The 16,595-nt window shown below is 73.7% G+C and carries 1 protein-coding gene; it reads right to left on the bottom strand.

The window, feature by feature from the left end:
- Positions 1–36: 36 nt before the first annotated feature.
- Positions 37–16,569 (bottom strand): type I polyketide synthase, encoded by a 16,533-nt coding sequence (locus QSK18_RS17695; protein WP_285620570.1) that lies wholly within the window; start codon positions 16,567–16,569, stop codon positions 37–39.
- Positions 16,570–16,595 lie beyond the last annotated feature (26 nt).

Raw genomic sequence — 16,595 nt, forward strand, 5'->3', positions numbered from 1 at the left:
TGCCCGGTCCACGCACGTCGCGGAACAGTTCAAGCATCAGTGGTCAGCACCTTCGGGCACCCGGCCGTCGAGGTCGTCGTCGCCCGAGCCCATCGCCAGGGCGATCAGGCTGTCGGCGTCCAGGTCGTCGATCTCCACGGCGGCGTGGCCGTTCTCGGCGCCGGTCTTCTCGGCCGGCCGGTCGGGGTCGGCCAGACGCAGCAGTTCGTCGAGGATCCCGGCGTCGCGGAAGCGGGACATCGCCACCGTGGCCAGGACCCGGCGCAGGCGGGCCTCCTCGGCGTCGCCGGCGCGTTCGCCGTCCGGGCCGAGGTTGTCCAGCAGGTAGGTGGTCAGGGCGGCGGTCGAGGGGTAGTCGAACACCGCGGTGGCCGGCAGTTTCAGGCCGGTGGCGGTGTTCAGCCGGTTGCGCAGCTCGACCGCGATCATCGAGTCGAAGCCGAGCTCGCTGAAGGCCCGCCGCGGGTCGATCGACTCGGGCGAGGACTCCCCGAGCACCGCCGCGACGTGCCCGCGCACCATGGTGAGCAGGGTGCGCTCGGCGTCGGCGGGTGACAGCTCGGCCAGCTGTGCCCGCAGCGCCTCGGTGACCTTGGAGCGTTCCTCGTCGTCGGCCTCGGCCTGCACCGGCGCGCCGGCCAGGGCCCGCCACACGGTCGGCGCGATCGACGCCGAGCCGGTGGTCTGGCGCAGCCGGGTCAGGTTCAGCCGGGCCGCCACCAGCTGCCCGTCGCCGCGTTCGAGCACCAGGTCGAGCAGGGCCGCCGCGTCGTCCACGCCCAGGGTCCCGATCAGCCCGGTGATCGGCGCGGTGAGTGCGGCCGCCCCGCTCAGCGCTGTCTCGCTGTCACCCTCCAGCGGGCCCCACGCCAGGGCCGTGGCCGGCAGTCCAGCCGCCCGCCGCTGCGCGACGAGTGCGCCGAGACCGGCCGCGGCCTGGCTGGTTTCCGCCGAAGCGGCACCGAGGGTGGCGGTCAGGGGGGTGAAGACCAGGAACTTGTGGACGTCGGTGAGGGCCTGGGTGAGCCGGTGGACCCCCCAGGCAGTCTCGTGAATCTCGCCGGTCTCGCCGGTCTCGCCGGTCTCGTCCTCGGCCGAGTGGAGCACGGTGGTGAGCGGGTGGCCGATGCGGGCCAGAAGCCGGGACAGGCCCTCGGTGTCGGCCGGGTCGAGCAGCGTGCTCGGGTCGACCGACCACACCGGCACCTCGAGCCCGACCAGCTCAGCCGCGAGCTCGGCCGTGGTGGCCGAGGACGGGCCGCCGGACAGAGCCAGGATCACCGCGGGGGCGCGGCCGGTTCGGGCCAGGTGCCGCACCGCCGTGGCAGTCGCGGTGCCGGCCGCACCGGTGACCAGCAGGGTGCCCTCGACCGTCGCGGTGGGGTCGAAGACCTGCGCCGGGCGGGTGATCCGCCGGCCCAGCACGACGTCGCCGCGCAGCGCCAGTTCCGGCTCTTCAGTGGTCAGCGAGGCGGCGAGCATGCTCAGCCGGTCGTTGGCCGCCTGGGCGCCGGAGGAAAGGTCGGCCAGGGTGATCCGCCCCGGGTTCTGACGCTGGGCCGCACGAACGGCGCCCCAGATGGCGGCCAGTTCAGGGCGGGACTCCCAGCCACGCCGATCGCCCGTTTGAGCCGAGAGGTCTTCGGTGTCGACGGCCCCCCGGGTGATCAGCACCAGCCGCGCCGCGGCCAGCGCCGTGAGGTCCAGCCACTCGAAAAGCAGCTTCTCGACCGACTGCGCCGCCGAGCCAGCATCAGCAGCAGCGGCGCTCTCGGGCAGGCGCGGTGCGGTGAGCACGAACTGCGGCACCGGCTCCCCCGCCTGCACCGCGGTCAGCAGCGAGACCAGGTCGGGGTGCAGCGCCGCGGTGACGCCCATCCCCGCCAGGCCCTCGGCCAGGCCCAGGTGGTCTTCGCCGAGCACCGCCCACGGGCCGGTCACGGCCACGGTCGGGTCCGGGATCGGGGCCCAGCCGAGCGAGAAGAGCGCGTCGCGCAGCGTGTTTCCGGCGATCCGCAGCTGGGCCGCCGACACTCCGCGCAGGATGAGCTCTTGCACCTCCAGCACGGCGGCTCCGGTGGCGTCGGCGGCGGTCAGCGACCAGCCGGCGTCGGTCGGGCTCAGCCGCACCCGCAGCCGGTTCTTGCCCGGCGCATAGACCGAGACTCCGGTCCAGGCGTAGGGCACGCGGGTCTGGTCGGCCGGCGTGGTGGTGTCCGGCGCCATGATCAGGGCCTGCACGGCCGCGTCGAGCAAGGCCGGGTGCACCCCGAACACCCCCGCGTCGGCCGCGGCCGGTTCCGGCAGGGCGACCTCGGCGAGGATGTCGCCGTTACGCAGCCAGGCCGCCTGCAGCCCCTGGAACGCCGGGCCGTAGCGGTGACCGGCCGTGTCCAGGGCCTCGTGCAGCGTGGGCAGCGCGATCGGGGTGGCGTCGGCCGGGGGCCAGGTGAGCAGGTCACGCGCCGTGCCGGGCGCGGCCTCGACGGCCGGGGCCAGCACACCGCTGGCGTGCCAGGTCCAGGAGCCGCCCTCGTCGGTCTGCGTGGGCTCGTCCACCCGGGCGTAGATCTGGACGGTGCGGCGTCCCTCGTCGTCCGCGTTGCCCAGCGCGATCTGCACCTGGGTGGGGTTCTCCGACAACACCAGCGGGGTGGTCAGCGTGAGCTTCTCGATCCGCGGGCAGCCGACCTGGTGACCGGCCACCACCGCGAGCTCGGCCAGGGCCGTGCCGGGCACCAGCGTCACGCCGGCCACCTCGTAGTCGGCCAGCCAGGGGGCGCTGCGCGGGGTGAGCTGGCCGGTGACCACGACACCCTCGCCGTCGGCGAGCTCGACCCGGGCGCCCAGCAGGGGGTGCCCGACCGAGCCGAGACCGGCCGAGGCCACGTCGGCACCGGCCACGCTCGCGGTGGGCCAGAAGCGCTGCGGGCTGAAGGCGTAGGTGGGCAGGTCGACCCGGACGGCCGGTGTCAGCACCGAACGCCAGTCGACCTCGACGCCGCGCACGTACACCTCGGCCAGCGAGGCCAGCATCCGGTCCGCTCCGCCGTCCTCGCGGCGCAGGGTGCCGGTGACGACCGCTTCCACGCCCAGGTTCTCGAGGGCGTCCGCAACCGGGGCGGTGAGCACCGGGTGGGCCGAGGACTCGATGAACACGCCGTAGTGATCCCGCCCGAGAACCTCAATTGCACGGGCGAACTCGACCCGGGCGCGCAGGCTGTCGTACCAGTACTGCGCGGTGAGCTCGGTGCCTTCAAGCTTCGCGCCGCTCATCGCGGAGACCATCGGAATACGCGCGACCTGAGGCCTGACCTCGGCCAACAGCCGCAGGATCTCCTCCCGCAGCTCGTCGACCTGCGGACCGTGGGAGGCGTAGTCGACCGGCAGCATCCGCGCCCGGCCACCCTCAGCCTCCACCCGCTCAGCCAACGTCTGCAACAGAGCCGGATCCCCGGACACCACCGTGGCATTCGGCCCGTTCACCGCCGCCACCGTCACACCATCAACCAGCCGCGCCTGCACCGCCGCCACCGGCTCAGCGATCGAGAGCATCCCACCCCGACCCGACAAAGCCTTCAACGCCTGACTGCGCAACGCCACCACCCGCGCGCCGTCCTCCAGCGACAACGCACCAGAAACCACCGCAGCCGCAATCTCACCCTGCGAGTGCCCCACCACCGCATCCGGCTTCACACCAGCCGCTTCCCACACCGCAGCCAGCGAGACATTCACCGCCCACAACACCGGCTGCACCACGTCCACCCGCTCCAGCGGGCCGTCCAACTCCTCCAGCAGGTTCCAGTCCACGAAGGCCGACAGCGCCACCGCACACTCGTTCAACCGCTCAGCGAACACCGGCGAAGCAGCCGCCAGCGCCCGGCCCATGCCGACCCACTGCGAACCCTGCCCGGGGAAGACGAAGACCTTGCGGCCGGCAGCTCCACCGGCCGGCACGGAACCGGTCACCACCCCCGCGGCCGGCAGAGCCGAAGCCACGGCGTCGAGGCCGACCAGGAAGTCGTCGGGCTCCGAACCGATCACCACGGCCCGGTGCTCGAACACCGACCGGCTGGTGACCAGTGACCAGGCCACCTCGGCCGGCCGGGCCTCGCCCAGCGGCTGCGCGGCGACGTACGAGGCGAGCCGGTCGGCCTGGGCCGCGACCCCGTCCTCGGACCGCGCCGACACGACCCACGCGCCGGCGTCACCGGTGAGCACCGGCTGGGGGCCCCTCCCGGCCCCCTCGGGGCTGGGGGACCCCACCGAGACCTTCGGCGGCTGGACCGCGGGGGCCTCTTCGATCAGCAGATGGACGTTGGTGCCGGAGATCCCGAACGAGGAGACACCCGCGCGGCGCACCCGGTCCCCGGCCGTCCACGGCTGGGCCTCGGCGAGCAGCTGGACGTCGCCCTCGCTCCAGTCGACGTGGTCGGACGGGTTCTCGGCGTACAGGCTGCGCGGCAGCTGCTCGTTCTGCAGCGCCAGCACCACCTTCATCACGCTGGCCGCGCCGGCCGCGCACTGGGTGTGGCCGATGTTCGACTTCACCGAGCCGATGAGCAGGGGCTGCCCGTCCGGGCGCTCCTGCCCGTAGGTCGCCATCAGGGCCTGGGCCTCGATCGGGTCGCCCAGCTCGGTGCCGGTGCCGTGCGCCTCGACCACGTCGATGTCGGCCGCGCTGAGCTGCGCGTTGGCCAGCGCGGCGCGGATCACCCGCTGCTGCGAGGGCCCGTTCGGGGCGGTCAGGCCGTTGGAGGCACCGTCCTGGTTCATCGCGCTGCCGCGGATCACCGCCAGCACCGGGTGCCCCCGGCGCTGCGCGTCCGAGAGCCGCTCGACCACCAGCATGGCCGCGCCCTCGGACATGCCCATGCCGTCGGCGGAGTCGGAAAAGGCCTTGCAACGGCCGTCCGCCGCCAGGGCCTGCTGCTGGGAGAAGCTGACCAGCCCGCCCGGGGTCGCCATGATCGTGGCGCCGCCGGCCAGGGCCATCGTGCACTCGCCGGAACGCAGGGCCGCCACCGCCAGGTGCAGGGCCACCAGGGAGGAGGAGCAGGCCGTGTCGATCGTGACGGCCGGGCCCTCCAGGCCCAGGGTGTAGGAGATCCGGCCGGACATCACGCTGGCCGCGGTGCCGGTCATCATGTGCCCGGCCAGTTCGGGCGGCAGGCCGTCGCCGTAGCCGGAGAACGCCGCGCCCACGTAGACGCCGGTCGGGGTGCCGCGCAGCACGCTCGCGTCCATCCCGGCCCGCTCGACGGCCTCCCACGCGGTCTCCAGCAGCAGCCGCTGCTGCGGGTCCATGGTCAGGGCCTCGCGCGGGCTGATCCCGAAGAAGCCGGGGTCGAAGTCGGCCGCGGTGCTGATGAAACCGCCCTGCCCGGTGCTGGAACCGGTCACCGGCCAGCCGCGGTCGCGGGGCAGGTCACCGATCGCGTCGACGCCCTCGGCCAGCAGCTGCCACAGCGACTCGGGGTCGCGGACCTCGCCCGGGAAGCGGCAGCTCATGCCGACGATGGCGATCGGCTCACCGGTGGCCGCCGGCTTGGCCGTCACCGTCGCCCCGGAACCCTTGGCCCCGAGCAGCTTCCCGCGCAGGTGCTCGGCCAGCGCGGTGGAGGACGGGTGGTCGAAGACGACGGTGGCGGGCAGCCGCAGGCCGGTCGCGGTGGAGAGCCGGTTGCGTAGTTCGACCGATGTCAATGAATCGAAGCCCAGGTCGCGGAAGGCCCGGCGGGGCTCGATCGCGTCCGGGGAGGCGTGACCGAGCACGGCCGCGACGTGGCCGCGGACCAGGTCGAGAAGAACCCGCTCACGGTCGGACTCACTCAGTGCAGCCAGCTGTGCACCCAGGTTGCCCGAGCCGGCAGCGCTGGCGGCCTGCGGGATCGCGCGTCGCGCGGAACCGGCCAGACCGCGCCACAGCGGCGGCAGGTCGGCCCCGAGCTGGCGGATGCCCGCAAGGTCCAGGCGGGCCGGCACCAGGTGGGCCTCGTCGCGGGTCAGCGCGAGGTCGAGCAGGGCCAGGCCGTCGGCCGAACTGAGCGGCTTCACACCGCCCGAGGCCATCCGGTCCTTGTCGGCGCCGCTGAGGTTGGCGGTCATACCGCTGGAGTCGGCCCACAGGCCCCAGGCCAGCGACACGGCCGGCAGGCCCTGCGACACCCGGTGCGCGGCGAGCGCGTCCAGGAAGGCATTGGCCGCGGCGTAGTTGCCCTGACCGGCGCCGCCGAAGGTGGCCGCACCGGCGGAGAACAGAACGAAGGCGTCGAGGTCACGGCCGAGGGTCAGCTCGTGCAGGTTCCAGGCGCCGTCGGCCTTCGGGCGCATCACCGCGTCGATCCGCTCCGGCGTGAGGGACTCCACCACACCGTCGTCGAGAACACCTGCGGTGTGGATGATTCCGGTCAGGACCGGCAGCGAGGCGAGCACCGCCGCCAGGCCCTCACGGTCGCCGGCATCGGCCACGAGCACCCGCACGTCGGCGCCGGCCTCGGCCACCCCCGCCGCCAGAACCGCTGCGCCGGAGGCGCTCGGGCCGCGGCGGCTGGTCAGCACCAGCTCGCTCGAGCGGCCGGTGGCGGCCAGGTGCTGGGCCACCAGCCCGCCCAGCGTGCCGGTACCACCGGTGATCAGCACGCTGCCGCGGTTCTGGGCCGGCACGATCAGGACGAGCTTGCCCACGTGCTTGGCCTGGCTCATGAACCGGAACGCCTCGGGAGCGCGGCGCACGTCCCAGATCCTCTTGGGCGGCAGGGCCAGCACACCCTCGGCCAGGAGGGCGGTCGTCTCGTCGAGAATGGCGGTCAGGCGGCGGGGTTCGGCCTCACCGGTGACGAAGGCGTGGTAGCGAACACCCGGGAAGTCGCGGGCCAGGTCGTCCTCGGCGCGGACGTCGGTCTTGCCCATCTCGAGGAACGCACCACCGCGCGGCAGCAGTCGCAGCGAGGCGTCGGTCAGCTCGCCGGCCAGGGCGTTGAGCACGATGTCCATGCCCTCGCCACCGGTCACGCCACTGAACTTCGCCTCGAACGCGGCGTCGCGGGAGGAGGCGATGTGCTCGTCGTCCAGTCCCATCGCCCGCAGCACGTCCCACTTGGCCGGGCTGGCGGTGGCGAACACTTCCAGGCCGAGGTGCCGGGCCACCGAGACGGCGGCCGTGCCCACGCCTCCGGCGGCCGCGTGCACCAGCAGCTTCTGGCCGGGCCGGGCCTGGGCCAGGTCGACGAGGGCGTACCAGGCGGTGGAGTAGGCGATCGGCACCGACGCAGCGGTCGCGAACGACCAGGCGTCCGGCATCTTGGTCAGCAGCCGGGCCTCGGTGACGGTCAGCGGGCCGGCGGCCCCCGAGCCCATGCCCAGCACGCGGTCGCCGATTTCGAAATTGAGGACGTCGGTGGCCACCTCGGTGACAACGCCGGCGATCTCGGTGCCCACCAGCGCGTCGACCGGGTACATGCCCAGCGCGATCAGGACGTCGCGGAAGTTCAGACCCACGGCACGCACGGCGATCCGGACCGTGCCCGGCTCCAGCGGCGCCTCGGCCTCCGGGGCAGCAACCAGGGCCAGGCCGTCCAGGCTGCCCTTCTGCGCCGCGTCCAGCCGCCAGGGCCCGTCGGTCTCGGGGCTGAGAAGCGTTGTGGAGGGACGAGTCAGGCGGCGGGCCAGCAGACGGCCTTCACGGATGGCCAGTTCCGGCTCATCGGTGGCGAGTGCGGCGGGCAGGTGCTCGGCGTCGACCGACGCCGCCGCCAGGTCGACGATCGTGATCAGGCCGGGGTTCTCGGACTGCGCCGAGCGCACCAGGCCCCAGACCGCCGCGGCGGCCGGGTCGGACACGTCCTCACCCGTGCTCGTGGCCACCGCCCCGCGCGTCACCAGCACCAGGCGGGCGTCGGCGAGCGCGTCCTGAGCCGTCAGCGCCAGCCACTCCTGCAGCAGCGCCACGGTCTGGGCGGTCACCTCACGGGCCGCCACCGCCGGATCGGCCGCGTCCCAGGGGCCGTCGACCGCCACCGCGACCAGTGCGGGCGCCGGGGCGCCGGCGCTCACGGCCGCGGCCAGCATGCCCAGGTCCTGGTACAGCGCGGGCGTCTGGCCCGCACCGGAGATCCCGGCCACCAGACCAAAGGCGTCCGGACCGGCCACGGCCCAGGAAGCGTCCGTTGTTCCTGCTTCGACCGACACCCACTCGACCGCGAACATCGCCTCGTTCACCGAGGAGCCGGTGGCGGGCATCGAAGCGGCCGAGACCGGCCGCAGCACCAGCGACTGTGCGGTGACGACCGGTGTACCGGCGACATCGGTTGCGGTGAGGGCGATCCCACCCGCAGCCTCCGGCCGCAGCCGGACCCGCAGCCGGGCCGCACCGGCCGCGTGCAGCGAGAAACCGGTCCAGGCGAAGGGCAGCAGCATCTGCCCGGGCTCGGCGTCCAGGTGCCCGGCCCAGGCGTCACCGGCAACCCCGGCCGCGTGCAGGCAGGCATCCAGCAGAGCCGGGTGCACCCCGAAAGCAGATGCTTCCGAAGCTGCCTCGTCCGGCAGCGCCACCTCGGCGAACACGTCGGTGCCGCGGCGCCAGGCCGCCTTCAGCCCCTGGAACGTCGGGCCGAACGCGTAGCCGCCGGCGCTCGTCGCCTCGTAACGGTCGGACACGTCTACCGGCTCGGCGTCGGACGGCGGCCAGACCAGGAAGTCGCCCGCCTCGGCGTCGCCCGCGGCCACGTAGGGGGCCAGCAGACCACCAGCGTGACGCGTCCATCCTTCTTCGGAGCTCTCGTAGACGTTTCCATAGATCTCGACGGAACGCTGACCACTCTCGTCCGGGGCACCGACCGCGACCTGGATCCGCACCGGCCGGTCGGCCGGAATGATCAGCGGTGCAGCCAGAGTCAGCTCCTCCAGGCGCGGCGCTCCGGCCTGGTACCCGGCCCGCACGGCCAGTTCGACGAAGGCGGTGCCCGGCAGCAGCACCGCGCCCGCGATCACGTGGTCGGCCAGCCAGGGCTGGGTGCGGGTGGAGAGCAGACCGGTGAACAGCAGGCCCTGCCCGTCGGCCCGCTGCACGGCGGCACCGAGCAGCGGGTGCCCGGCCGCCTCCAGGCCCAGCGCCTGAACGCTGGCGCCGGTGGCGGCGATGGTCTTGGGCCAGTAGCGCTGGCGCTGGAAGGCGTAGGTGGGCAGGTCGACCCGCTTGCCCTCGGGCAGTACGGCCTTCCAGTCCACGTGCCCGCCACCCACGTGCACCTCGGCGAGCGAGGCCAGGAACCGCGCGGCCCCACCGTTGTCGCGCTTGAGGGTGCCGGTGACCACCGGGGCGGGCCGGTCGTCCTCACGCTCCAGCGTGGCGCCGATCGCGGCAGTGAGCACCGTGTGCGGGGATACTTCGACGAACACGCCGTAGCCGTCGCGCTCGAGCGTCCGGATGCCCTGGGTGAACTGGACCGTGGCGCGGAGGCTCTCGTACCAGTAGCCGGCGTCGGCCTCCGGCCCCTCGAGGTAGTCGCCGGTCATCCCGGAGACCACCGGGATCAGCGCCGCCGTCGGTGTGAGGCCCTCGAGCGCGTTGAGGATCTCGGTGCGGATGCTCTCGACCTGCGGGCCGTGCGGGGCGTAGTCCATCGGCACGAACCGCGCCCGCAGACCGGCCTTCTCGCAGTCGGCGGCCAGGGCCTGCAGCTGCTCCGGAACACCGGAGACGGCGGTGGCCTCGGGGCCGTTCAGCACTGCGACGGTGACCCCGTCGTAGGCCGCGACCAATCCTTCGACAACCTCTGCGGAGGCCGCGATCGACAGCACACCGCCCTGGCCCGCCAGCGCGAGCATGGCCTGACCCCGACGGGCGACCACGCGGGCGCCGTCTTCCAGCGAAAGCACTCCGGCCACAACAGACGCCGCGATCTCGCCCTGGCTGTGACCGATCACCGCGTCCGGCACCACTCCGGAGGCCTCCCAGACCGCCGCGAGCGAGACCATCGTCGCCCACAGCGCCGGGTGCACCACGTCGAGGCGGGCCAGCTGCTCCTCGTCGTCCAGGACCTCGAGCAGGTCCCACTCGACATGAGGGGCCAGAGCCGCGCGACACTCGTCCATCCGTTGCGCGAAAACGGGGCTCTGAGCGAGAAGCTCACGCCCCATGCCGACCCACTGACCACCCTGGCCGGGGAAGACGAACACGACCGGGCCGGCCGCGGCGGCCGTTCCGGAGATCAGGGCAGAGGACGGGGTGCCCGCCCGGAGTGCCTCCAGACCGGCGAGCAGGTGGCCGGTCCGGGAACCGAGGATCACGGCCCGGTGTTCCAGCGCGGAGCGGGTTGCCGCCAGCGACCAGGCCAGGTCGGCCGGGTTCTGGTCGCTGACGTGCGCGGCCAGACGCTCGGCCTGGGCGGTGAGGCCGTCCGGCGTGTGGCCCGACACCAGCCAGGCCAGGTCGTCGCCGGTCAGGACCGGCAGAGCCGGCTCGTCGGTGGGCTCGATGCCGGCGGGCTCGATGCCGGCGGGCTCGTCGGCGGGCGGCTCGGCCAGGATGATGTGCGCGTTGGTGCCGCTGATCCCGAACGCCGAGACCGCGGCCCGGCGGACTCGCTCGGCCTGCGGCTGCCACTGCGCCGGTTCGTTCAGCAGTTCCACGTCACCGGCGGCCCAGTCCACATGCGGGGTGGGGACGTCCGCGTGCAGCGTGGCCGGGACCACCCCGTGCTGCAGGGCAAGCACCAGCTTCAGTACCCCGGCCGCACCCGCGGCCTGCTGGGCGTGGCCGATGTTGGACTTGACCGAACCCATCAGCAGCGGTCGGTCCTCCGGCCGGTTCTGGCCGTAGGTCGCCAGCACGGCCTGGGCCTCGATCGGGTCGCCCAGCTTGGTGCCGGTGCCGTGCGCCTCGAGGATGTCGATGTCGGCCGGGGTGAGCCCGGCGCTGGCCAGAGCGGCCCGGATGACCCGCTGCTGCGAAGGCCCGTTGGGGGCCGAAAGACCGTTACTGGCGCCGTCCTGGTTCACCGCGCTGCCGGCGATCACCGCGAGCACCGGGTGACCGTTGCGACGGGCGTCCGAAAGCCTTTCCAGCGCGAACATGCCCACGCCCTCGGCCAGGCTCATGCCGTCGGCGTCGGCCGAGAAGGCCTTGCAGCGGGCGTCGGCGGCCAGGGCGCCCTGCTGGGAGAAGCCGATGAACTCGGCCGGGTCGGTGATCACCATGACGCCGCCGGCCAGGGCCAGGTCGCACTCCCCCGCGCGCAGGGCCGAGGCGGCCAGGTGCAGGGCGACCAGCGACGAGGAGCAGGCGGTGTCGACCGTGACGGCCGGACCCTCCAGGCCCAGGGTGTACGAGACCCGGCCGGAGACGACGCTGGTCAGGTTGCCGATCATCAGGTGGCCCTCGGAGCCCTCCACGCCCGCGCCGTAACCGGCCAGGCCGGCGTAGCCGGAGTTGGAGGCACCGGCGAAGACCCCGGTGAGCGAGCCGCGCAGGGTGACCGGGTCGACCCCGGCCCGCTCCAGCGCCTCCCACGAGGTCTCCAGCAGCAGCCGCTGCTGCGGGTCCATGCCCAGCGCCTCGCGCGGGCTGATCCGGAAGAAGGCCGGGTCGAACTCGGCCATCCCGGACATGAAGCCGCCGCGGGGGGTGAAACCACCGGTCTCGCCCAGGGCGTCCCAGCCCCGGTCGGCCGGGAACTCCGAGATCGCGTCCCCGCGGTTCATCAGGAGATCCCACATCGCCTCCGGGCTGTCCACAGCCCCGGGGAAACGGGCTCCCATACCGACGATCACGACCGGGTCGTCGGCCGAGACCGGCGTCACCCGGGAGGCCTGTGCGTCGGCGGTGGCCTGCGTGCCGATCAGCCGGGTGAGGATCTCCCGGGCCAGGACCTGCGGGGAGGGGAAGTCGAAGACAACGGTGCTGGGCAGCTGCAGACCGGTGGCCTGGTTGAGCTTGGTGCGCAGCTCGACCGCGGTGAGGGAGTCGAAACCCATGTCGCGGAAGGCACGCCCGGCCTGCACCTCGCCGGCCGAGCTGTGGCCCAGAACGGCGGCGGCGTGCTGGCGTACCAGGTCGGTGACGATGCGCTCGCGCTGCTGCTGGGAGACCCCGAGCAGCTTGGCCAGCAGAGCGGCGGCCTCACCGTTGACCGCGACCTCGCCGGGCGTGCTCTCCACCTGGCGGGCCTGCGGGATCTCGTCGAGCAGGCGCCACTGCCGGGAGGCGTTGAAGACGGCGGAGAAGCGCGGCCAGTCCACGTCGGCGACCGCGAGCACGGTCTCGTCGTCGGCCAGCACCTGGCCCATCGCGGTGAGCGCCCGGTCCGGGTTCAGCAGCACCAGGCCCTGGCGGCGCAGGCGGTCGGGGATCAGGCTCTGCGGCAGCCATTCCTGGTGCTGCGGCGCGCTCGCGGGGTCGTTGGCGGGGGTCTCGTCGAAGCGGCCGCCGGACTCCCACACGCCCCAGGCGATCGAGGTGGCGGGCAGGCCGCGCAGGCGGCGGTCCTCGGCCAGGGCGTCGAGGTAGGCGTTGGCCGCGGCGTAGGCGCCGTGGTCGCCCACACCCCAGGTGGCGGTGATCGAGGAGAACAGGACGAACGCGTCCAGGTCCTTGTCGGCGGTGAGCTCGTCCAGGTGCGCGGCGCCGGCGACCTTGGCCTGTGAGGCCAGGGCCAGGCCTTCGGCGTCGGTGCGCATCAGCGGCAGCAGCTCGACCGAGACGGCGGCGTGGATCACCGCGGACAGGTCCGGGCCGACCGTGGGGATCCAGTCGATCAGACCGGCCACCTGGTCGCGGTCGGACACGTCGGTGCGGGCCAGGGTGACGCCGGTGCCGGCCTCGGCCATCAGTGCGGCCAGGTAGGCGGCGCCGGGGGTGTGCGGGCCGCGGCGGCTGGCCATCACGGCGTGCGGCACGTCGGAGGCGGCCAGCCAGGCGGCCAGGTCGGGGCCGATCGCACCGGAGGCGCCGGTGAGCAGGACGCTGCCGCGGGTGCTCCAGCGCTCGTCACCGGGCCGGGAGGCGCGCGGGCGGGCCTGCACCAGGCGGCGGGCCTGCACGCCGGTGGAGCGGATCGCCAGCTGGTCCTCGGAGCTCTGGCCCAGGAATGCGGTCAGGCGCTGCGCGGCGGTCTCGTCGAAGGTCTCCGGCAGGTCGATCAGGCCGCCCCAGCGGTCGGGGTGCTCCAGACCGGCGACCCGGCCCAGACCCCAGATCTGCGCCTGCAGCGGACGACTCGGCGTGGTGTCAGTCCGGCCGCACAGCACGGCGCCGCTGGTGAGCAGCCACAGCGGGGCCTTGATCCCGGTGTCGCCCAGCGCCTGCACCAGGGCGAGCGTGCCCGCTAGGCCCTGGGTGACGACCGGCAGTTCAGCCGTCGGCGCCTCGTCCAGGCCGAGCAGCGACACCACTCCCGCCGGGTTCAGGCCGTCCAGGAGCGCGGTGAGCGCGGCCCGGTCCAGGTCTGCGGGCGTGACGGTCAGCGTTCGGACGTCCGCCCCGGCAGCGCGCAGAGCTTGCGTGACGAGGTGGTCGGCCGGGGTGGTGGGGGTGATCAGCAACCAGGTGCCGGCCAGCGGCGTGGCCTCGGGGGCGTCGACGGAGGTCCAGGTGACGCGGTAGCGCCAGTCGGCCACGGCGTTGGCGTCGCGCTCGCGGCGGCGCCAGGCCGCCAGCTTGGGCACGATCTCGGCGAACGACTCGTCGCCCTGCACGGCCAGCGCCGAGGCCAGGCTCTCCATGTCGTCGGCCTCGATGGCCGCCCAGAACTGCGCCTCGCCCTCGGTCAGCTCACGCGTGCTCGCGGCCGGGAGGTCGGTGCCGGGCAGGGGCCAGTAGTGAGCCCGCTGGAAGGCGTAGGCCGGCAGGTCCACGCGCCGGGCCCGGGGCAGCACCGCCGTCCAGTCGACGGCCACCCCGCGGGTGTAGGCCTCGCCCAGTGACAGCAGCGCCCGGGAGGCACCCCCGTCCTCGCGGCGCAGGGTGCCGGTCACCACCGGTCCCTCGTCGCCGGTCACCGCCAGCGCGGTCTCGACGATGTCGGTGACCGCGTTGGTCAGCACCGGGTGGGCCGAGACCTCGACGAACGCACCGAACTCGTCCCGGGCGAGAGTCTCCACCGCGCGGGCGAAGTCGACCCGGGCGCGCAGGCTGGCGTACCAGTACCCGGCGTCCGCCTCAGGGCCGATCAGCCACTCGCCGGTCATCGCCGAGATCATCGGCGTGGTCGCGGTCTGCGGGGTGAGCCCCTGCAGGACCCGCAGGATCTCGTCCTGCAGCTCATCGACCTGCGGGCCGTGCGAGGCGTAGTCGACCGGCAGCATCCGCGCCCGGCCACCCTCGGCCTCCACGCGCTCGAGCAGTTCCTGCAGCAGCGCCGGATCACCCGACACCACCGTGGCGTTCGGCCCGTTCACCGCCGCCACCGTCACACCGGCCAGGCCGGCGATCCGGGCCTCGACCACGGCCACCGGCTCGGCGAGCGAGAGCATCCCGCCGCGGCCCGAGAGCGCCTTCAGCGCCTGGCTGCGCAACGCCACCACCCGGGCGGCGTCCTCCAGCGAGAGAATGCCGGCCACCACCGCAGCGGCGATCTCACCCTGCGAGTGCCCCAGCACCGCGTCCGGCCGCACCCCCGCGGCGCGCCAGAACTCGGCCAGCGAGACCATGATCGCCCACAGCGCGGGCTGGACCACGTCGACCCGCTGCAGGGCCTCCTCGTCGCCCAGTACGTCCTCGAGCGACCAGTCCACGAAGGGCGCCAGCGCGGCGCCGCACTCGGCCAGACGAGCGGCGAAAACCGGCGACGAGGCGGCCAGCTCGCGGCCCATGCCGACCCACTGCGAACCCTGGCCCGGGAAGACGAAGACCACGCGCGGCGTGGTGGAGGCGGCGCCCGTCACGATCGAGCCCGTGGGGACGCCCGTGGCCAGGTCGCTGACGGCGGCGGTGAGTTCGGCGGTGGTGCGGCCGACCACGACGGCGCGCTGCTCCAGCGCCGTGCGGGTGGTGGCCAGCGACCAGGCGATGTCGGCGGGTTCCACCGCGGCATCGGCGACGTGGGAAGCCAGCCGGGTGGCCTGCGCGCGCAGGGCCTCGGGGTTACGGCCGGAGATCAGCCAGGCGTGCTGCTCGCCGTCGAGAACGGCCAGGGGCTTCTCGGCGTCGGCGTCGTCGATGGCCGCAGCCGCGACCGGGGCGGGAGCTTCTTCGAGGACGACATGGGCGTTGGTGCCGCTGATGCCGAACGCCGAGATGCCCGCCCGCCGCGGGGCGCCGTTGTCGGCCAGCCGCGAGGGCCAGGGCTCGGCCTCGGTCAGCAGCGCGACGTCACCGGCGCTCCAGTCCACGTGCGGAGAGGGCTGATCGGCGTGCAGGGTGCGCGGCAGCATCTCGTTGCGCAGCGCCAGGATCATCTTGATCACCCCGGCCGCACCGGCCGCGGCCTGGGTGTGACCGATGTTCGACTTGACCGAACCCAGCCGCACCGGGCGGCCTTCCGGGCGGTCCTGGCCGTAGGTGGCCAGCAGGGCCTGCGCCTCGATCGGGTCGCCGAGAACCGTTCCGGTGCCGTGTGCCTCGACCGCGTCGACCTCGGCCGGCGAGAGCCGGGCGCTGGCGAGCGCGGCGCGGATCACGCGCCGCTGGGAGGGGCCGTTGGGAGCGGTGAGGCCGTTGGAGGCGCCGTCCTGGTTGACAGCCGACCCGCGCATGACCGCGAGGATCGTGCGGCCGTTGCGCTGGGCGTCCGAAAGCTTCTCCAGCACCAGCACACCGGCGCCCTCGGCCCAGCCGGTTCCGTCGGCCTCGGCCGAGAACGCCTTGCAGCGGCCGTCGAAGGCCAGGCCGCCCTGCCGGGAGAACTCGGCGAAGCTGCCCGGCTCGGCCATCACGGTGACACCGCCGGCCAGGGCCAGCGTGCAGTCGCCGGAACGCAGTGCGGCGGCGGCCAGGTGCATCGAGACCAGCGCCGAGGAGCAGGCCGAGTCGACCGTCACGGCCGGGCCCTCCAGGCCCAGGCTGTAGGCGACCCGGCCGGAGATCACGCTGGTGGCGTTGCCGGTGACCACGTAGCCCTCGGCGTCGGCGGCGGGAACCTGCGCGCCGTAGGCGGTCATGCCCGCGCCCGCGAACACGCCGGTGGCCGACCCCTTCAGCTTCGAGGGGTCGATCCCGGCCTGCTCAAGTGCCTCCCACGAGGTCTCCAGCATGACCCGCTGCTGCGGGTCCATCGCCAGCGCCTCACGCGGGCTGATCCCGAAGAACCCGGCGTCGAAACCCGACGCGTCGTGGACGAACCCGCCCTGGATCGTGTTCGACGACTCCTCGCGCGGGCCGGCTGAGCCGTACAGGCCCTCGACGTCCCAGCCGCGGTCGGTGGGGAAGTCCGCGATCGCGTCGGTGCCCGAGGACAGCAGCCGCCAGAAGCTTCCCGGGTCGTTCACGCCGCCCGGGAAGCGGCAGCCGATCCCGACGATCGCGATCGGCTCCGCCTCGCGGTCCTCCAGCTCGCGCACCCGCCTGCGGGCCTTGCGCAGGTCGGCGGTGGCCCGCTTGAGGTAGTCGAGAAACTTGTCCTCGGTGTCCATGAAACAGCTCCTCGAACCATTTACTG

The sequence above is a fragment of the Kineosporia sp. NBRC 101677 genome, assembly GCF_030269265.1.
Classification (GTDB): Bacteria; Actinomycetota; Actinomycetes; order Actinomycetales; family Kineosporiaceae; genus Kineosporia; species Kineosporia rhizophila.